Origin of the sequence: Streptomyces sp. NPDC005963 (genome assembly GCF_040638655.1) — a bacterium.
GTDB lineage: Bacteria > Actinomycetota > Actinomycetes > Streptomycetales > Streptomycetaceae > Streptomyces.
Genome location: NZ_JBEXVD010000022.1, coordinates 15,142 through 32,476 on the forward strand (window position 1 = coordinate 15,142; position 17,335 = coordinate 32,476).

31 protein-coding genes are annotated in these 17,335 nt (G+C 64.6%); all 31 read right to left on the minus strand.

All coding sequences use genetic code 11. The features are described from left to right. Nucleotides 1–55: 55 nt before the first annotated feature. Complete coding sequence (rpsK, locus tag ABZ348_RS25135) at nucleotides 56–460, minus strand: 30S ribosomal protein S11 (protein WP_003956432.1); 405 nt, start codon at nucleotides 458–460, stop codon at nucleotides 56–58. Nucleotides 461–558: 98 nt separating this feature from the next. Then, complete coding sequence (gene rpsM, locus ABZ348_RS25140; RefSeq protein WP_146481856.1) at nucleotides 559–939, minus strand: 30S ribosomal protein S13; 381 nt, start codon at nucleotides 937–939, stop codon at nucleotides 559–561. Nucleotides 940–1,133: 194 nt separating this feature from the next. Next, a complete protein-coding gene (rpmJ, locus tag ABZ348_RS25145) occupies nucleotides 1,134–1,247 on the minus strand; it encodes a 50S ribosomal protein L36 (RefSeq protein ID WP_003956441.1) in 114 nt (37 codons plus the stop codon). 58 nt (nucleotides 1,248–1,305) lie between these two features. Next, nucleotides 1,306–1,527 (minus strand): translation initiation factor IF-1, encoded by a 222-nt coding sequence (gene infA, locus ABZ348_RS25150; RefSeq protein WP_003956442.1) that lies wholly within the window; start codon nucleotides 1,525–1,527, stop codon nucleotides 1,306–1,308. A 333-nt stretch (nucleotides 1,528–1,860) separates the two neighbouring features. Further along, complete coding sequence (gene map / locus ABZ348_RS25155; protein ID WP_358936840.1) at nucleotides 1,861–2,697, minus strand: type I methionyl aminopeptidase; 837 nt, start codon at nucleotides 2,695–2,697, stop codon at nucleotides 1,861–1,863. A gap of 110 nt (nucleotides 2,698–2,807) precedes the next feature. Beyond that, a complete protein-coding gene (locus ABZ348_RS25160) occupies nucleotides 2,808–3,476 on the minus strand; it encodes an adenylate kinase (protein WP_358936689.1) in 669 nt (222 codons plus the stop codon). Continuing rightward, nucleotides 3,476–4,795: a preprotein translocase subunit SecY gene (secY, locus tag ABZ348_RS25165; protein ID WP_358936691.1), complete on the minus strand. Its 1,320-nt coding sequence runs from the start codon at nucleotides 4,793–4,795 to the stop codon at nucleotides 3,476–3,478. The genes ABZ348_RS25160 and secY overlap by 1 nt, the downstream gene beginning before the upstream one ends. 235 nt (nucleotides 4,796–5,030) lie before the next feature. After that, nucleotides 5,031–5,486, minus strand: coding sequence for a 50S ribosomal protein L15 (rplO, locus tag ABZ348_RS25170; protein ID WP_329022223.1), 456 nt, complete (start codon nucleotides 5,484–5,486; stop codon nucleotides 5,031–5,033). 1 nt (nucleotide 5,487) lies between these two features. Next, nucleotides 5,488–5,670, minus strand: a complete 183-nt coding sequence (gene rpmD / locus ABZ348_RS25175) for a 50S ribosomal protein L30 (protein ID WP_358876479.1) — start codon at nucleotides 5,668–5,670, stop codon at nucleotides 5,488–5,490. Continuing rightward, on the minus strand, nucleotides 5,670–6,275 hold the full coding sequence (rpsE, locus tag ABZ348_RS25180) for a 30S ribosomal protein S5 (RefSeq protein ID WP_005313527.1): 606 nt from the start codon (nucleotides 6,273–6,275) through the stop codon (nucleotides 5,670–5,672). Before rpsE ends, rpmD begins: the two co-directional genes overlap by 1 nt. Before the next feature lie 46 nt (nucleotides 6,276–6,321). After that, nucleotides 6,322–6,705: a 50S ribosomal protein L18 gene (rplR, locus tag ABZ348_RS25185; protein ID WP_329022220.1), complete on the minus strand. Its 384-nt coding sequence runs from the start codon at nucleotides 6,703–6,705 to the stop codon at nucleotides 6,322–6,324. Between the two features lie 3 nt (nucleotides 6,706–6,708). Beyond that, on the minus strand, nucleotides 6,709–7,248 hold the full coding sequence (gene rplF, locus ABZ348_RS25190; RefSeq protein ID WP_358876480.1) for a 50S ribosomal protein L6: 540 nt from the start codon (nucleotides 7,246–7,248) through the stop codon (nucleotides 6,709–6,711). A 20-nt stretch (nucleotides 7,249–7,268) separates the two neighbouring features. Beyond that, entirely contained in the window at nucleotides 7,269–7,667 is a 399-nt protein-coding gene (rpsH, locus tag ABZ348_RS25195; RefSeq protein WP_329022216.1) for a 30S ribosomal protein S8, read from the minus strand. A 265-nt stretch (nucleotides 7,668–7,932) separates the two neighbouring features. Further along, nucleotides 7,933–8,118 (minus strand): type Z 30S ribosomal protein S14, encoded by a 186-nt coding sequence (locus ABZ348_RS25200; protein WP_003948630.1) that lies wholly within the window; start codon nucleotides 8,116–8,118, stop codon nucleotides 7,933–7,935. A gap of 3 nt (nucleotides 8,119–8,121) precedes the next feature. After that, nucleotides 8,122–8,679: a 50S ribosomal protein L5 gene (gene rplE / locus ABZ348_RS25205; protein WP_250923446.1), complete on the minus strand. Its 558-nt coding sequence runs from the start codon at nucleotides 8,677–8,679 to the stop codon at nucleotides 8,122–8,124. Further along, on the minus strand, nucleotides 8,679–9,002 hold the full coding sequence (gene rplX, locus ABZ348_RS25210) for a 50S ribosomal protein L24 (RefSeq protein ID WP_250923445.1): 324 nt from the start codon (nucleotides 9,000–9,002) through the stop codon (nucleotides 8,679–8,681). Before rplX ends, rplE begins: the two co-directional genes overlap by 1 nt. A 2-nt stretch (nucleotides 9,003–9,004) precedes the next feature. After that, entirely contained in the window at nucleotides 9,005–9,373 is a 369-nt protein-coding gene (gene rplN, locus ABZ348_RS25215; protein WP_023539336.1) for a 50S ribosomal protein L14, read from the minus strand. A 96-nt stretch (nucleotides 9,374–9,469) separates the two neighbouring features. Then, nucleotides 9,470–9,754: a 30S ribosomal protein S17 gene (rpsQ, locus tag ABZ348_RS25220; RefSeq protein WP_329022213.1), complete on the minus strand. Its 285-nt coding sequence runs from the start codon at nucleotides 9,752–9,754 to the stop codon at nucleotides 9,470–9,472. Then, nucleotides 9,754–9,978: a 50S ribosomal protein L29 gene (rpmC, locus tag ABZ348_RS25225; RefSeq protein ID WP_329022211.1), complete on the minus strand. Its 225-nt coding sequence runs from the start codon at nucleotides 9,976–9,978 to the stop codon at nucleotides 9,754–9,756. The genes rpsQ and rpmC overlap by 1 nt, the downstream gene beginning before the upstream one ends. Further along, nucleotides 9,978–10,397 carry a 50S ribosomal protein L16 gene (rplP, locus tag ABZ348_RS25230; RefSeq protein ID WP_072485538.1) on the minus strand — a complete coding sequence of 140 codons (420 nt, stop codon included), beginning with the start codon at nucleotides 10,395–10,397 and terminating at the stop codon, nucleotides 9,978–9,980. Before rplP ends, rpmC begins: the two co-directional genes overlap by 1 nt. 5 nt (nucleotides 10,398–10,402) lie before the next feature. Beyond that, entirely contained in the window at nucleotides 10,403–11,236 is an 834-nt protein-coding gene (rpsC, locus tag ABZ348_RS25235) for a 30S ribosomal protein S3 (RefSeq protein WP_358876481.1), read from the minus strand. After that, nucleotides 11,236–11,583 (minus strand): 50S ribosomal protein L22, encoded by a 348-nt coding sequence (gene rplV, locus ABZ348_RS25240; RefSeq protein WP_358876482.1) that lies wholly within the window; start codon nucleotides 11,581–11,583, stop codon nucleotides 11,236–11,238. The genes rpsC and rplV overlap by 1 nt, the downstream gene beginning before the upstream one ends. 51 nt (nucleotides 11,584–11,634) lie before the next feature. After that, on the minus strand, nucleotides 11,635–11,916 hold the full coding sequence (rpsS, locus tag ABZ348_RS25245; protein ID WP_030351437.1) for a 30S ribosomal protein S19: 282 nt from the start codon (nucleotides 11,914–11,916) through the stop codon (nucleotides 11,635–11,637). Nucleotides 11,917–11,928: 12 nt separating this feature from the next. Beyond that, a complete protein-coding gene (gene rplB, locus ABZ348_RS25250) occupies nucleotides 11,929–12,765 on the minus strand; it encodes a 50S ribosomal protein L2 (protein ID WP_358876483.1) in 837 nt (278 codons plus the stop codon). 39 nt (nucleotides 12,766–12,804) lie between these two features. Continuing rightward, nucleotides 12,805–13,137, minus strand: coding sequence for a 50S ribosomal protein L23 (gene rplW, locus ABZ348_RS25255; RefSeq protein ID WP_358936693.1), 333 nt, complete (start codon nucleotides 13,135–13,137; stop codon nucleotides 12,805–12,807). Beyond that, complete coding sequence (gene rplD / locus ABZ348_RS25260; protein ID WP_358936694.1) at nucleotides 13,137–13,790, minus strand: 50S ribosomal protein L4; 654 nt, start codon at nucleotides 13,788–13,790, stop codon at nucleotides 13,137–13,139. The genes rplW and rplD overlap by 1 nt, the downstream gene beginning before the upstream one ends. Before the next feature lie 5 nt (nucleotides 13,791–13,795). After that, nucleotides 13,796–14,440, minus strand: a complete 645-nt coding sequence (gene rplC, locus ABZ348_RS25265; RefSeq protein ID WP_153486756.1) for a 50S ribosomal protein L3 — start codon at nucleotides 14,438–14,440, stop codon at nucleotides 13,796–13,798. 14 nt (nucleotides 14,441–14,454) lie between these two features. Further along, nucleotides 14,455–14,763, minus strand: coding sequence for a 30S ribosomal protein S10 (gene rpsJ / locus ABZ348_RS25270; RefSeq protein ID WP_003948644.1), 309 nt, complete (start codon nucleotides 14,761–14,763; stop codon nucleotides 14,455–14,457). A 547-nt stretch (nucleotides 14,764–15,310) separates the two neighbouring features. Beyond that, on the minus strand, nucleotides 15,311–15,859 hold the full coding sequence (locus ABZ348_RS25275; RefSeq protein WP_358936696.1) for a hypothetical protein: 549 nt from the start codon (nucleotides 15,857–15,859) through the stop codon (nucleotides 15,311–15,313). A 338-nt stretch (nucleotides 15,860–16,197) separates the two neighbouring features. Then, nucleotides 16,198–16,779, minus strand: a complete 582-nt coding sequence (locus ABZ348_RS25280; protein ID WP_358936698.1) for a hypothetical protein — start codon at nucleotides 16,777–16,779, stop codon at nucleotides 16,198–16,200. A 169-nt stretch (nucleotides 16,780–16,948) separates the two neighbouring features. Continuing rightward, entirely contained in the window at nucleotides 16,949–17,332 is a 384-nt protein-coding gene (locus ABZ348_RS25285) for a hypothetical protein (protein WP_358936700.1), read from the minus strand. Nucleotides 17,333–17,335 lie beyond the last annotated feature (3 nt).

The following is a 17,335-nucleotide window of genomic DNA, read 5'->3' on the forward strand; positions in this document are numbered from 1 at the left end:
ACGACCCGAAGGAGCCGTACCGCCCGTAACCACAGCCACTCGGCTCAAGCGAGCGTCAGACGCGACGACGCTTGGGCGGACGGCAGCCGTTGTGCGGGGTGGGGGTGACGTCCTGGATCGAGCCGACCTCAAGGCCGGTGGCCTGGAGGGAGCGGATCGCGGTCTCACGGCCGGAGCCGGGACCCTTGACGAAGACGTCGACCTTGCGCATGCCGTGCTCCTGCGCGCGGCGGGCGGCCGACTCGGCGGCCATCTGCGCGGCGAAGGGGGTGGACTTGCGCGAGCCCTTGAAGCCGACGTGGCCGGCGGAGGCCCAGGAGATCACGTTGCCGGACGGGTCCGTGATCGAGACGATGGTGTTGTTGAACGTGCTCTTGATGTGCGCGTGGCCGTGAGCGACGTTCTTCTTTTCCTTGCGGCGCACCTTCTTGGCAGCGCCCTGACGACCCTTGGGGGGCATCTATATCTCCTACGGGAGGTGGTCGGTCCTACAGCGAAGACCGCTTGGCTGTGCGGCGCCCCGGGCAGTCCCCGGGATTCCGCAGCGTCCGCTGAGGACTACTTCTTGCCCGGCTTCTTCTTGCCGGCGATGGCGCGACGCGGGCCCTTGCGGGTACGAGCGTTGGTGCTGGTGCGCTGACCGTGGACCGGCAGTCCACGACGGTGGCGCAGACCCTGGTAGCAGCCGATCTCGACCTTGCGGCGGATGTCGGCCTGGATCTCGCGGCGGAGGTCACCCTCGGTGCGGAGGTTGGCGTCCACGTACTCGCGGATCTTGACCAGGTCCTCTTCGGCCAGGTCACGAACGCGGGTGTTCGGGTTCACGCCGGTCGAGGCGAGGATCTCCTTGGACCGGGTGCGCCCGATACCGAAGACGTAGGTGAGTGCGATCTCCACACGCTTTTCGCGCGGGATGTCAACACCGGAAACGCGTGCCATTCAATGGCTCCTGTGTGATCGGGGGTCTTCCGCAGAACCACTCCCTGGCCGCCGACTCCGTGCTGGAGTGGTACGACCGGGTCTCCGGCCCCCGCCGGAGGTGTCGCCGACCCATATGGGCTGGGCGGGCTCTGCGTATGTACGAATTCGCTTGCGTCGCGCGAAGAACTGCGAGGTGCAGAAGTCGGCGTGCGTCAGCCCTGGCGCTGCTTGTGGCGCAGGTTGTCGCAGATGACCATGACCCGACCGTGACGGCGGATCACCTTGCACTTGTCGCAGATCTTCTTGACGCTCGGCTTGACCTTCATGGGATGTCAGGTTCTCCGGGTCAGTGCCATCGCCCCCGCGAAGGGGACCAGGCAAGATCTACTTGTACCGGTAGACGATCCGGCCACGCGTCAGGTCGTACGGAGACAGCTCCACCACGACCCTGTCGTCCGGAAGGATTCGGATGTAGTGCATCCGCATCTTGCCGGAGATGTGCGCGAGGACCTTGTGACCGTTCTGAAGCTCCACCTTGAACATCGCGTTCGGGAGGGACTCGATCACGGTGCCCTCGATTTCGATGGCACCTTGCTTCTTGGCCACGCTTCGCCCTTCGAATCGGCTACCTTGATCAGCTCCCGTCCACCGTGTGCGGACACACGGGTACACGAGAGCCGACGCATCAGTCTACGTCAGGGCATTCGAAAAGACGAATCCTGGAAGCTTGCCCACTCGTAGAGATCGTTACTCAGCCGATTCGATACCCGAATTGGCCATGCGGCCACCGAGGGTCACCGCAGAACCGACCGCGGCCCGCCATTCCCTAGGCGACACCGCCCTCTGGAAGAACCGGCAGCCGGCCGGGCCACCCCATCGGAATGCCCCGTACGGTTCACCCGTACGAGGCAAGGCTCCTCCATGGTCACCGAGTGCGGTTCAGCCCAGCGGGTCGGGGGCGGCCGTGATGCCGAGTTCGGCGAGCTTGGCCCGGCCGCAGTCGGGCGAGGTGAGCACCAGCGGGCCCTCCTCGGTGACCGCCACCGAGTGCTCCCAGTGCGAGGACCAGGTGCCGTCGGTGGTGATCACGGTCCAGTCGTCGGCGAGCACCTCGGTCTTCGGCGTCCCCAGGGACACCATCGGCTCGATCGCCAGACAGAAGCCGGGCACCAGCCGCGGCCCCTTGCCCCGCTTGCGCGAGACGTAGTTCAACAGGTGCGGGTCCATGTGCATCTGGGTGCCGATGCCGTGGCCGCCGTAGTCCTCGATGATCCCGTACCGACCGCCGCCGGGCTTGGGCTGACGACGGATGTACGTCTCGATGGCGCGGGAGACGTCCACCAGACGGCTACCGGACTTCATCGCCGCGATCCCGGCCCACATCGACTCCTCGGTCACCCGGGAGAGCTCGATCAACTCCGGAGCGTGACCGGAGCCGACGAACGCCGTGAAAGCGGCGTCCCCGTGCCAGCCGTCCACAATCGCTCCGGCGTCGATGGAGATGATGTCGCCGTCCTTGAGGACGGTCTTGTCGTCGGGGATGCCATGGACGACGACCTCGTTGGCCGACGTGCAGATGGTCGCGGGGAAACCGCCGTACCCCAGGAAGTTCGACTTGGCGCCGTGGTCGGCGATGACCTTGCGCGCCACCTCGTCCAGATCCCGGGTGGTCGCACCGGGGACGGCGGCCTCGCGCGTCGCCGCATGGATCGCGGCCACGACCAACCCCGCCTCGCGCATCTTCGCGATCTGCTCCGGGGTCTTGATCTCCACCATGGCCTTGCCTTCCACCTCTGTCTTGTCCGGTACGCCCGGTCGGCCCTCGCTCAACAGTACGGCCGCGGCGTCCATCGGACACCGCGGCCGTACCGGGACGGTCAGGACCGTCAGGCCTTGTCGGCCTTGGCCGTCTTGCTCAGTGCTTCCATCGCCCGCTCGGTCACGTCCGTGACCTTGCCGAGCGCCGAGATCGTGACCACGAGGCCCTGGCCCCGGTAGTAGTCGATGATCGGCTCGGTCTGCGTGTGGTAGACCTCAAGGCGCTTGCGGACGGTCGCCTCGGAGTCGTCGTCGCGCTGATACAGATCGCCACCGCACACGTCACAACGGCCGTCTTCCTTCGGCGGCGCGTACGTCACGTGGAACACATGGCTTGAGTCGTTCCGGCAGATGCGGCGGCCCGCGATCCGCTTCACGACCTCGTCCTCGGGAACCTCAAGGTCGAGTACCCCGTCCAACGCCATGCCCTCGGACTTCAGCATCTCGTCGAGCGCCTCGGCCTGCGAGACGTTGCGCGGGAAGCCGTCGAGCAGGAACCCGTTGACGGCGTCCGGCTGCTCCATCCGGTCCTTGGCCATGCCGATGGTGACCTCGTCGGGAACCAGCTCACCCTTGTCCATGTAGGACTTGGCTTTCCGACCGAGGTCGGTGCCCTTGCTGATGTTGGCGCGGAAGAGATCGCCCGTGGAGATGTGCGGGATCGACAGGTTCTCGGCAAGGTACGCAGCCTGCGTTCCCTTGCCGGCACCGGGAGGTCCGACGAGGACGATTCGCATTAGCGGAGGAACCCTTCGTAATTGCGCTGCTGGAGCTGGCTCTCGATCTGCTTCACGGTCTCCAGACCCACACCCACGATGATGAGGATGCTCGTCCCGCCGAACGGGAAGTTCTGGTTCGCGCCTCCGAAGCCCGCCAACGCCATCGTCGGAACAAGAGCAATCAGACCCAGGTACAGCGAGCCCGGCCAAGTGATCCGGTTGAGCACGTAGCTCAGATACTCGGCAGTAGGTCGACCAGCCCGGATGCCCGGGATGAAGCCACCATACTTCTTCATGTTGTCCGCGACTTCCTCGGGGTTAAACGAGATCGCCACATAGAAGAACGCGAAGAACACGATCAACAAGAAGTACGCAGTGATGTAGTACGGGTGGTCGCCCTTGACGAAGTACTGCTCGATCCAGGTCTTCCAGGTGGAAGTGCCGCTGGAGAACTGGGCCACCAGCGCCGGGATGTAGAGCAGCGAAGACGCGAAGATGACCGGAATCACACCCGCCTGGTTGACCTTCAGCGGGATGTAGGTCGAGGTGCCACCGTAACTGCGCCGCCCGATCATTCGCTTCGCGTACTGAACAGGGATACGACGTTGTGCCTGTTCCACGAAGACGACCAAGGCGACCATCACGAAGCCGATCAGAATGACCGTGCTGAACTCGATCCAGCCCTTGGCGAGCTTGCCGCTCTCCTTGATGGCCCACAGGGCACCCGGGAAGCCGGCGGCGATCGAGATGAACATGAGGATCGACATGCCGTTGCCGATGCCGCGGTCGGTGATCAGCTCACCGAGCCACATCACGGCAGCCGTACCGGCCGTCATGGTGATCACCATGACGATGGTGGTGTAGATGGTGCGGTCCGGCACGATCTGGCTGGCGACCGGGCAGCCGCTGAAGAGCGCACCGCTGCGAGCGGTCGCGACCAGGCCCGTGCCCTGGAGCACGGCGAGGGCCACTGTCAGATAACGGGTGTACTGAGTGATCTTCGCGGTGCCGGACTGGCCCTCCTTCTTGAGGGCCTCCAGCCGCGGAATGACCACGGTCAGCAGCTGCAGGATGATGCTCGCCGTGATGTACGGCATGATGCCGAGCGCGAAGATGGTGATCTGCAGCAGCGCACCGCCACTGAACATATTCACCAGGCCGAACAGACTGTTGTTGTTCTGCTGAGCCAGATTCACACAGGTCTGTACGTTCTGGTAATCGATGCCCGGTACGGGGATGTGTGACCCGATGCGATAGAGCACGATGATGGCGAGCGTGAACAGCAGCTTCTTGCGCAGGTCGGGCGTCTTGAACGCCCGGGCGAACGCGGTGAGCACGGTGCCTCCTGCGACCCCCGCGCTTCTGCGTCAGAGGTGACGGTCTTGAGGATCGATGAATACGAATCAGGAAGTCCGCACGATCTCGGTGGTGCAGACCGTACGGGGGGTCTTTACAGCAACATCGCACGCCACCTTACCGGCGGCAGTGCCCCGCTTGGAACGACCAACCGGGGATGCCCCATTTGAGAGGCATCCCCGGTCGGTGTTTCAGCTTCCCACCACAGAACTTGTGTCAGACAAGCTCGGTGACGGCGCCGCCAGCGGCGGTGATCTTCTCCTTGGCGGAACCGGAGACGGCGTCAACCGTCACCTGCAGTGCCACGGAGATCTCGCCCTGGCCAAGGACCTTGACGAGCTGGTTCTTGCGAACCGCACCCTTGGCGACCAGATCGGCCACCGTGACTTCGCCACCCTCGGGGTAGAGCGAAGCGAGCTTGTCCAGGTTGACGACCTGGTACTCGGTACGGAACGGGTTCTTGAAGCCCTTGAGCTTCGGGAGACGCATGTGGAGGGGCATCTGCCCACCCTCGAAGCGCTCCGGAACCTGGTAACGGGCCTTGGTGCCCTTGGTTCCACGACCGGCCGTCTTACCCTTCGACGCCTCACCACGGCCCACACGGGTCTTCGCGGTCTTGGCACCGGGGGCGGGACGGAGGTTGTGGACCCTCAGCGGGTTCTGCTCCGCCATATCAGTCAACCTCCTCGACCGTCACGAGGTGGCGGACGGTGTGCACCATGCCGCGGAACTCGGGGCGGTCCTCCTTGACCACCACGTCGCCGAGCCTCTTCAGGCCGAGCGAACGCAGCGTGTCACGGTGGTTCTGCTTGCTGCCGATGTACGACTTCTTCTGCGTGATCTTGAGGCGGGTCATTACGCACCCGCTCCCGCACGTGCACGCAGCAGAGCCGCGGGGGCGACGTCCTCGAGGGGCAGACCGCGGCGAGCCGCGATCTCCTCGGGACGCTGCAGGCCCTTGAGGGCCGCCACGGTCGCGTGCACGATGTTGATCGCGTTGTCGGAGCCGAGGGACTTCGACAGGATGTCGTGAACGCCGGCGCACTCCAGAACGGCGCGCACCGGGCCACCGGCGATAACACCGGTACCGGGGGAAGCAGGCTTGAGCAGAACGACGCCCGCAGCCTTCTCGCCCTGGATCGGGTGGGGAATGGTGCCCTGGATGCGGGGGACCTTGAAGAAGTGCTTCTTGGCCTCCTCAACACCCTTGGCGATGGCGGCCGGCACCTCCTTGGCCTTGCCGTAACCGACACCAACGGTGCCGTCACCATCGCCCACCACGACCAGCGCGGTGAAGCTGAAGCGACGACCACCCTTCACAACCTTGGCGACGCGGTTGATCGCGACAACGCGCTCAACGTACGCGGTCTTCTCGGCGGCAGCTGCGCCGCCGTCACGGCCCTTCCGGTCCCGCCGCTCGCCGCCACCGGCACCGCTTCCGCGGCGCTGGGGTCCAGCCATTGGATCTACCTCTCTCTGTTACGTCCGCTAGCTCCGGAACCGGGGCCTAGAACTTCAGCCCGGCTTCGCGGGCGGCGTCAGCCAGAGCGGCGATCCGCCCGGCGTACTGGTTGCCACCACGGTCGAACACGACGGCCTCGACACCAGCGGCCTTGGCGCGCTCGGCGACCAGGGCGCCGACCTGCTTGGCCTGGGCGCTCTTGTCGCCCTCGCCACCGCGGATCGAGGTGTCCAGGGTCGACGCCGACGCCAGCGTGTGGCCGGCGATGTCGTCGATGACCTGCGCCACGATGTGGCGGTTGGAACGCGTCACAACCAGGCGCGGGCGCTCCGGCGAACCGGAGATGCGCTTGCGAACGCGGATGTGGCGGCGCTTGATGGCGGCGCGCTTGTACGCGTCACCCTTGGCGATCTTCACACCGTATGCCATGGCTTACTTACCCGCCTTTCCGACCTTGCGGCGGATGACCTCGCCCGCGTACTTGACGCCCTTGGCCTTGTACGGGTCGGGCTTCCGCAGCTTGCGGATGTTGGCGGCGACCTCGCCGACCTTCTGCTTGTCGATTCCCTCGACAGAGAACTTGGTCGGCGACTCGACCTTGAAGGAGATCCCCTCGGGGGCCTCGACCAGGATCGAGTGGCTGTAGCCGAGCTGGAACTCCAGGTTGGAGCCCTTCGCGGCGACGCGGTAACCAACACCGCTGATTTCGAGCGCCTTCGTGTACCCCTGGGTCACGCCGGTGATCATGTTGGCCACCAGCGTGCGGGACAGGCCGTGGAGGGCCTTGTTCTGACGCTCGTCGTTGGGGCGGGTGACGCTGAGAACGCCGTCCTCACCCTTAACGATGTCGATCGGCGCGGCGACGGTGTGGCTCAGGGTGCCCTTGGGACCCTTCACCGCGACCGTGCGGCCATCGATGGTGACGTCCACACCGGCGGGAACCTGGATGGGGAGCTTGCCGATACGCGACATTGCTATTCCTCCGTTCCCGACTACCAGACGTAGGCGAGGACTTCCCCACCTACGCCCTTCTTCTGCGCCTGCTGGCCGGTCAGGAGACCGTGGGACGTGGAGATGATCGCCACGCCCAGGCCGCCGAGGACCTTCGGCAGACTGGTGGACTTCGCGTACACGCGCAGACCCGGCTTCGAGATCCGCCGGATGCCCGCGATGGAGCGCTCACGGTTGGGACCGAACTTGAGCTCCAGGACGAGGTTCTTGCCGACTTCGGCGTCCTCGACCTTCCAGCCCGTGATGAAGCCCTCCTGCTGGAGGATCTCTGCGATGTGCGACTTGATCTTGCTGTGCGGCATGGTCACGGAGTCGTGGTACGCCGAGTTCGCATTCCGCAGACGCGTCAACATGTCTGCGATCGGATCAGTCATGGTCATGAATTGGCCTTCGGCCTCTCTCGCCGGGGTTTCCTGTATGCGCCATCCCTCTCCCCACACTGGGGCGGGACGGGTGCGGCGCGGGGACCTACGGCGTAGTAAGTCGTTCAGGGCGGCGGACGCCCAACCCTCCTAGCCTAAGCCATGGAAGGACGGGCCTCCGCCTACCCTCTGCTTACCGAGAGCGTCCAGATAATCCCGAACTCCGACCCGGTGCTCCGAAGGCGCCCCGGAGGGGCACCGTCCGCGCACCGGGTGGAGGGGTTTACCAGGAGCTCTTGGTCACGCCCGGCAGCTCGCCACGGTGAGCCATCTCACGAAGGCACACGCGGCACAGGCCGAACTTGCGGTACACGGAGTGGGGACGACCGCAACGCTGGCAGCGCGTGTAGCCACGCACGCCGAACTTGGGCTTGCGGGCGGCCTTGGCAATGAGAGCCTTCTTTGCCACGGCTCACGCCTCCTTGAACGGGAAGCCGAGGTGACGCAGGAGCGCGCGGCCCTCAGCGTCGTTGGTCGCCGTGGTAACCACGGTGATGTCCATACCCCGGACGCGGTCGATCTTGTCCTGGTCGATCTCGTGGAACATGACCTGCTCCGTGAGACCGAAGGTGTAGTTGCCACGGCCGTCGAACTGCTTGGGGGACAGACCACGGAAGTCGCGGATGCGCGGAAGCGCGAGCGACAGGGTGCGGTCCAGGAACTCCCACATGCGGTCGCCACGGAGGGTGACGTGGGCACCGATCGGCTGACCCTCACGCAGCTTGAACTGCGCGATGGACTTGCGGGCCTTGGTGACGGCCGGCTTCTGACCGGTGATCGTGGTGAGGTCCTTGACGGCACCATCGATCAACTTGGAGTCGCGGGCGGCGTCGCCCACACCCATGTTGACCACGATCTTGACGAGCCCGGGAACCTGCATGACGTTCTCGTACGAGAACTCCTCAAGCAGCTTGCCCTTGATTTCCTCGCGGTACTTCGTCTTGAGACGCGGAGTGGTGGTGGTAGCCATCAGATGTCCTCACCCGTCCGCTTGGCAACGCGGATCTTGTTGCCCTCGTCGTCGAAGCGGAATCCGACGCGCGTCACGACCTTCTTGCCGTCCTTCTCCACGACGAGCTGAACATTGCTCACGTGGACGGGGGCCTCGGTGGTGACGATCCCGCCGGTCTGCGAACCACGAGCGGTCTGGCCGGCCTTGGTGTGCTTCTTGACCCGGTTGACACCCTCGACCAGGACACGGTCCTCGCGGGGGAAGGCCTGAATGACCTTGCCCTGCTTGCCGCGGTCCTTACCGGTGATGACCTGAACCAGGTCGCCCTTCTTGATCTTCATGCTTACAGCACCTCCGGCGCGAGCGAGATGATCTTCATGAACTTCTTCTCGCGCAGCTCACGGCCCACCGGGCCGAAGATACGGGTGCCGCGAGGGTCGCCGTCGTTCTTCAGAATGACAGCGGCGTTCTCGTCGAAGCGGATGTACGAGCCGTCCTGGCGGCGGCGTTCCTTCACGGTGCGAACGATGACCGCCTTGATGACGTCACCCTTCTTCACGTTGCCACCGGGGATCGCGTCCTTGACGGTGGCAACGATGACGTCACCGATGCCGGCGTAGCGGCGACCGGAGCCACCGAGAACACGGATGCAAAGGATTTCCTTGGCACCAGTGTTGTCGGCGACACGCAGTCGCGACTCCTGCTGGATCACGTGTATCTCCTGTTTGTCTGCCGGTTCCCCGGGGGACCGCTGAGCGGCCCCCCGGAGCCTGGCGGAACTGACTCGAAGGGTTACCCCTTCAAGTAATTACTTGGCCTTCTCAAGGATTTCGACGATGCGCCAGCGCTTCGTCGCCGAGAGGGGCCGGGTCTCCATGAGGAGAACACGGTCGCCAACGCCAGCGGCGTTCTGCTCGTCGTGTGCCTTGAGCTTGCTCGTACGGCGGATGACCTTGCCGTACAGAGCGTGCTTCACGCGGTCCTCGACGGCGACGACGACGGTCTTGTCCATCTTGTCGCTGACGACGAGACCCTCACGGGTCTTGCGGAAACCGCGGGCAGTGTTCTCTTCAGTCACATTCGTCTCGCTCATCAGGCGCTCTCCACCATCTCGATGCCCAGCTCGCGCTCACGCATCAGGGTGTAGATCCGGGCGATGTCCTTGCGGACGGCCTTCAGCCGGCCGTGGTTTTCGAGCTGGCCCGTCGCCGCCTGGAAGCGGAGGTTGAACAGCTCTTCCTTGGCCTCGCGGAGCTTGTTGAGGAGCTCCTCGTTGCCCAGCTCGCGCAGCTCAGACGCCTTGGTTCCGGCCGACATCACGCCTCACCTGCCTCGCGCCGAACGATGCGGCACTTCATCGGAAGCTTGTGAGCAGCGCGGGTGAGCGCCTCACGAGCAATCTTCTCGTTCGGGTAGGAGAGCTCGAACATCACCCGACCGGGCTTGACGTTCGCGATCCACCACTCCGGGGAACCCTTACCGGAACCCATGCGGGTCTCGGCGGGCTTCTTGGTCAGCGGGCGGTCCGGGTAGATGTTGATCCAGACCTTGCCGCCACGCTTGATGTGGCGGGTCATCGCGATACGCGCCGCCTCGATCTGGCGGTTGGTCACGTACGCCGGAGTGAGGGCCTGAATGCCGTACTCGCCGAACGCAACCTGCGTACCACCCTTGGACATACCGCTGCGCTTCGGGTGGTGCTGCTTGCGGTGCTTGACCCTACGGGGGATCAGCATTTCGGTCAGGCCTCCGTTCCGGTGCTCTCAGCCGGAGCAGCGGCAGCGGCGTCGGCCTTGGGGGCCTCGGCTGCGGCGTTCTGCTGCTGCGGCTTACGGCCGCGTCCGCCACGCTCGCCACCGCGGCCACCACGGCCGGCCGGGCGGTCAGCGCCGCCACGGGCCGGGCGGTTGCCAGCGCGGGCAGCAGCGTTCTCAGCGCGGACCTCGGCGATGTTCTTGACGTCGCCCTTGTAGATCCAGACCTTCACACCGATGCGGCCGAAGGTGGTCTTGGCCTCGAAGAAGCCGTACTCGACGTTCGCACGAAGGGTGTGCAGCGGCACACGACCCTCGCGGTAGAACTCCGAGCGGGACATCTCGGCGCCGCCGAGACGGCCACCACACTGGATCTTGATGCCCTTGGCGCCGGCCTTCATCGCCGACTGCATGCTCTTGCGCATGGCACGGCGGAAAGAGACGCGGGAGGACAGCTGCTCGGCAACGGCCTGGGCCACGAGCTGAGCGTCGACCTCGGGGTTCTTGACCTCAAGGATGTTCAGCTGGACCTGCTTGCCCGTGAGCTTTTCGAGGTCGCCGCGGATGCGGTCGGCCTCGGCGCCACGGCGGCCGATGACGATGCCGGGACGCGCGGTGTGGATGTCCACCCGCACGCGGTCACGGGTGCGCTCGATCTCAACCTTCGAGATGCCGGCGCGCTCCATGCCGGACGTCATCATCCGACGGATGGCGACGTCTTCCTTGACGTAGTCCTTGTACAGCTTGTCGGCGTACCAGCGGGACTTGAAGTCCGTGGTGATACCGAGCCGGAACCCATGCGGGTTAACCTTCTGGCCCATTACCGGGTTCCTTCCTTGCTGCTGACGACCACGGTGATGTGGCTGGTCCGCTTACGGATCCGGTAGGCGCGACCCTGTGCACGCGGACGGAACCGCTTCAGGGTCGGGCCCTCATCCACGTACGCCTCGCTGATGACCAGCGTAGAAGCGTCACTGTGGTCGTAGTTGTGCGCGGCGTTGGCAATGGCGCTGTCCAGCACCTTGCCCACCGGCACGCTCGCGGCCTGCGGGGCGAAACGCAGGACCGCCTGAGCCTCCGTGGCATCCATGCCACGGATGAGGTCCACCACTCGGCGGGCCTTCATGGGCGTGACGCGGATGTACCGCGCTTGGGCCCTGGCTTCCATGGTTGTCCCTTCAGTGTCTGACACGTTCGTCATAGTCGTTTCCACCCCGCGTTAGCGGCGCTTCGACTTCCGGTCGTCCTTGACGTGGCCTCGGAAGGTGCGAGTCGGCGAGAACTCACCGAGCTTGTGGCCGACCATCGACTCGGTGACGAACACCGGGACGTGGATCTTGCCGTTGTGCACCGCGATCGTGTGGCCCAGCATCGCCGGGACGATCATCGAGCGACGGGACCAGGTCTTGATGACGTTCTTGGTACCTGCTTCGTTCTGTACGTCCACCTTCTTGATCAGGTGGTCGTCGACGAAGGGCCCCTTCTTGAGACTGCGCGGCATCTAAACCCGCTCCTAGCGCTTCTTGTTCGTCTTGCGGCGGCGGACGATGTACTTGCTGCTCGCCTTCTTGGGAGAACGAGTACGACCCTCCTTCTGACCCCACGGGCTGACCGGGTGGCGACCACCGGAGGTCTTGCCCTCACCACCACCGTGCGGGTGGTCAACCGGGTTCATCGCGACACCGCGGACGGTCGGGCGAACGCCCTTCCAGCGCATACGGCCGGCCTTGCCCCAGTTGATGTTCGACTGCTCGGCGTTGCCGACCTCGCCGATGGTGGCGCGGCAGCGAACGTCGACCAGCCGGATCTCGCCGGACGGCATACGGAGGTGGGCCATGGCCCCCTCCTTCGCCAGCAGCTGCACGGAGGCACCCGCGGAACGGGCGAACTTCGCGCCGCCGCCGGGCCGCAGCTCGATGGCGTGGATGGTCGTACCGACCGGGATGTTGCGCAGCGCCAGGTTGTTGCCGGGCTTGATGTCGGCGGTCGGGCCGTTCTCGACGCGGTCGCCCTGGCTCAGGCCACGCGGCGCGACGATGTAGCGCTTCTCGCCGTCTGCGTAGTGCAGAAGGGCGATGCGCGCGGTGCGGTTCGGGTCGTACTCGATGTGAGCGACCTTGGCCGGCACGCCGTCCTTGTCGTGACGACGGAAGTCGATCACGCGGTAGGCGCGCTTGTGGCCACCGCCCTGGTGACGGACGGTCACACGACCGGTGTTGTTACGGCCGCCCTTGCTGTGCAGGGGGCGGACCAGCGACTTCTCCGGCGTGGACCGCGTGATCTCGACAAAGTCGGCGACGCTGGAGCCACGACGGCCCGGAGTCGTCGGCTTGTACTTGCGGATACCCATTTCTCAGTCCTCGTCCGATTCCGGACGACTCGACCTCACTTAAGAGGTCGGGCCGCCGAAGATGTCGATACGGTTGCCCTCGGCAAGGGTCACGATGGCGCGCTTGGTGTTGGCGCGCTTGCCGAAACCGGTGCGGGTGCGCTTGCGCTTGCCCTGCCGGTTGATCGTGTTGACCCCGGTGACCTTGACCGAGAAGACCGCTTCCACGGCCTGCTTGATCTGGGTCTTGTTGGCACGCGGGTCGACGATGAACGTGTACTTGTTCTCGTCGAGCAGCGCGTAGCTCTTCTCGGACACGACCGGCTTGACGAGGATGTCACGCGGGTCCGTGTAGGTCTTGCTGGTAACGGTCGCCGTGGCGTTCTCGGACATCAGGCGTCGCTCCCTTCGGTCTCAATGGCCTTGTCGGGGCCGGACACGAAGGACTCGAAGGCGGCCTGGGTGAAGACCACGTCCTCGGAGCGGATCACGTCGTACGTGTTCAGCTGGCCCGGCTCCAGGATGTGCACCTGGGGCAGGTTGCGGGCGGACAGCCACGCGGCCTCGTCGGAGCGCTCGACGACCAGGAGCAGGTTCTTGCGCTCCGAGATCTTGCCGAACAGCGTCTTGGCGGCCTTGGTGGAGACCTCTCCCTCGATCACGCCGGTGACGACGTGGATGCGGGAGTTGCGGGCCCGGTCGGTGAGGGCACCGCGCAGGGCGGCGGCCTTCATCTTCTTCGGGGTCCGCTGCGAGTAGTCACGCGGCACGGGGCCGTGGACGACGCCACCGCCGGCGAACTGCGGAGCACGCGTCGAACCCTGACGGGCGCGGCCGGTGCCCTTCTGGCGGTACGGCTTCTTGCCACCACCGCGGACCTCGCCACGCGTCTTGACCTTGTGCGTGCCCTGACGGGCAGCGGCCAGCTGCGCGACGACGACCTGGTGGATCAGCGGGATGCTGACCTTGGCGTCGAAGATCTCGGCCGGGAGCTCAACGGTCCCGGTCTTGTCGCCTGCGGGCGACAGAATGTCAATGGTGCTCATAGTCCTCAGGCCCCCTTGGCCGCAGTGCGGACCAGGACCAGGCCGCCGTTGGGGCCAGGAACCGCACCCTTGATCAGGAGCAGGCCCTTCTCCGCGTCAACAGCGTGAACGGTCAGGTTCTGGGTGGTGACCCGCTCGTTGCCCATACGGCCCGCCATGCGGAGGCCCTTGAACACACGGCCCGGGGTGGCGCAGCCACCGATGGAGCCGGGAGAGCGGTGCTTGCGCTGGGTACCGTGACCGGCGCCGAGGCCCTTGAAGTTGTGACGCTTCATGACACCGGCGAAGCCCTTGCCCTTGCTCTTGCCCGTGACGTCAACCTTGACGCCGGACTCGAACACAGCGGCGGTGATCTCCTGGCCGAGCGTGTACTCGCTGGCGTCGGAGGTGCGGAGCTCCACCAGGTGGCGGCGGGGGGTCACGTCGGCCTTGGCGAAGTGGCCCTTGAGGGGCTTGTTCACCTTGCGCGGGTCGATCTCGCCGAAGGCGATCTGGACCGACTCGTAGCCGTCGGAGTCATTCGTACGGACCTGGGTTACGACGCAGGGTCCGGCCTTGACGACGGTCACCGGGACGACACGGTTGTTCTCGTCCCAGACCTGGGTCATGCCGAGCTTCTCGCCCAGGACGCCCTTGATCTGCTTTGCCATCTCTTCCGCGCCTCTCAGAGCTTGATCTCGATGTCGACGCCGGCCGGAAGGTCCAGGCGCATCAACGAGTCAACGGTCTTGGGCGTCGGGTCGAGGATGTCGATCAGGCGCTTGTGCGTACGCATCTCGAAGTGCTCGCGCGAGTCCTTGTACTTGTGCGGCGACTTGATGACGCAGTACACGTTCTTCTCAGTGGGCAGCGGCACCGGGCCCGCGACCGACGCACCAGTACGCGTCACCGTCTCGACGATCTTCTTCGCCGATGAATCGATGACCTCGTGGTCGTAGGCCTTGAGCCGGATGCGGATCTTCTGTCCCGCCATGGCTACTTCGTAGTCCTGTCTCTGTGTATGAACGCTCTGGCAGCTCGGCGAGTCCAGCGATCCCCTCCGACCCACGCGGTCGGGCGTGTCGCACACCCTCTACGTAGATATCCCGAAGGATTTCCCAACCAAGGGGGTGCGGGCCCAGCCCGCGCATCGAGGGAGAACACCCACCGAGTGCCTGGCTGGCACCCCGCTGACGCTTCCCGGAAGATTCCCGTACGTCCGCTCCAGCGCTGCCCAGGAGGCAGATGGGGCGACGAGTACTGTGGGACTCGCTTCCGGTCCTCCCGGCGGGAGGCGCGCAGCATCGGCACTCAACCGAGCAACCCGGATAGTCTGCCACACGGGTCTACGGCCTGGCCAATCGAGCCGTAGAGGCTACCCCAGGCCACAGAGAGCCACACACGGGGAGCCGGCGGGTCGGGGACGGGCGCCATCGGCGCCGGGATGGGGGCTTAGCGCCATCAAGACCCGGCGACGGTGTGATGCAGGGTGAGCCCTCGGGCGGACGCCGGAAAGGGGTTACCACGCCGGAACGGCGTCACTACGAGTAGACCCGTTCCACCATCGGCGTCGCCCACTCCGGAAAGACGTCTCGCGCGGGAAGCGGCGGAGCCGGGGACGTGCCGATGCCCGGCGAACCCGGTGGAATCTGACGGTGAGCGTACTGGCGTGACCACCAGAGCCAGCGCCGCACAAGCTGATTGGCGCTCCACACCATGACCAGTCCACTTCGCAACTCGGGAACCTCGTACCAGTAGGTGGCCAGAAGGGCCGCCCGGGCCGAAGCGATCTCCGGGGAAGCCGGCCTTGAGTCCCCGGCCAGTTCAGTTCCGATGGCGAATCCTGCATGAGGGCTGCCCCGCAGGAGAATGTCGCAGTCTCTGAGCACCATTTCAAGAATCCGAAGCGGGACGTGTTGCGTTTGCCGCTCCAATTTTTCCAGCAAGCCGGCAAAGTCATCTGCCAGGACGGATTCCTGGCTGGGCATCGCATTGAGACACCGGATTGCCTTACTCTCCTCGGGCCCACCACTCAGCATTCCGAGATAGGCGAGTGCCCTCGCCACCTGCCAACGGCTGAGTGAATCCATAATTCTGATTCGAGAGGGCCGAAAGGCCGGCCGCGTCGGCCAATCGACAGCACATACGTGCGGCTGCAAAGACGCAAGGCCAGGCGACACTGGCGCCGGATAGAGCGGCAGATGCGGAGGCGCTGGGGATTCTTCACTCATGGACTGCCCTGATCTCCACCCGGCGAGCTTCAAGGAATCTGCCATCTCGGTGTCGCCCTACCCGGGGGGACTGTTCGAGGGGGTTCGTCCATGTGTGTGGGTTAGGCTGGTAGGTGGTGGGATTGAGTGCCGGGCGGGATGCTCTCTGGATACCCCATGAAACCTCAGAAGGTGCGGCAGCCGATCCATCCAAGGGTCTACGGCAATTTCGAGACGAGAGAAGCCCAACTCTCAACTTCCCGCCAGAGAGGGTTCCCATCCTTGAGGGATTCGGAAACCTCTTTCAGAGGCGTCAGCATGTTCTTGACGCGTCGCAATTCCAATATCCCCTCGCGAGGGAGGTCCATCCAATTGCAAGCCTCCCGTGCGATCTCCTCGCGATCCATTCCAATATTTTTCACAACAAGAGAAAGCAGTGCGGCGGGATCTCTGAAGCTCTCGATATCACTGGGTCCAAACTGACACATCAGATATGCTCGCACCCTCGCCTCTTCAGCCACTGCCACTTTCACCTCGACCGATGATTCCCGCTTCCTTTCAACAGCACGGATCGCCACCCGGCCCCATTGCTGACGCTCCGCAGCTGCCAGCTCTCCCCTCTGCATCTTGCCGACTGCGATATCGCGCAGTTCCTCCCACTGGCGCCAGACAGTCCCATCGAGCGAGCTGCGCTCGACCAGGGTTACGGCTGCGCGAAGCGAAAGGCAGCGGCCCTCCAAGAAAGCAGCCACGGTCGGATCGACAGCCGAGCTATGTGAAGTTGATTCCTGCTCGCTCAAAGAACTTCCTTTCCGATCGCCTCCACACTTTCAAGGGAAGGAATTTCCCACAAAGAGCAGGAAGCATCGACATCGGATTCTGGACGGCCAGCGGCAAAGAACTTAGATTCGCACCTTAGCTCAAGCGAAAGGGCAGACAAGAGAGCAATGATTCTGACACCACTGAGCCCTAATCCACCATGACCGCAGCCATTGCAGCCCTACAGTACTCGTCAGGCGGCATGTATGCATGCGCCTCCACATAGTGCACAATCATGACCGGCGAAGCATAAACGACACCATTTCCCGTCACCCGAATCTCTCCGCTGGCGATGAAGAGATCACCCCGATACATGCTATCCCTCGCGGTTTGGAAGTCTGGACACAGTTCACAGAAATGCATCCCGCGCAGCACGTTCTCCGCCCCCCTACCCAACACGACAAGCGCCTCAAGTAGACCCTCGGGCGCAGCCCCAGTCACATAAGGGTGAACCTCGTCCAGCCAACCCACATTCAGCATTGCCGGCTGAGATTCCGTGTACTCATAGGGGCTGAGATCGGCATAGTAGGTCACACT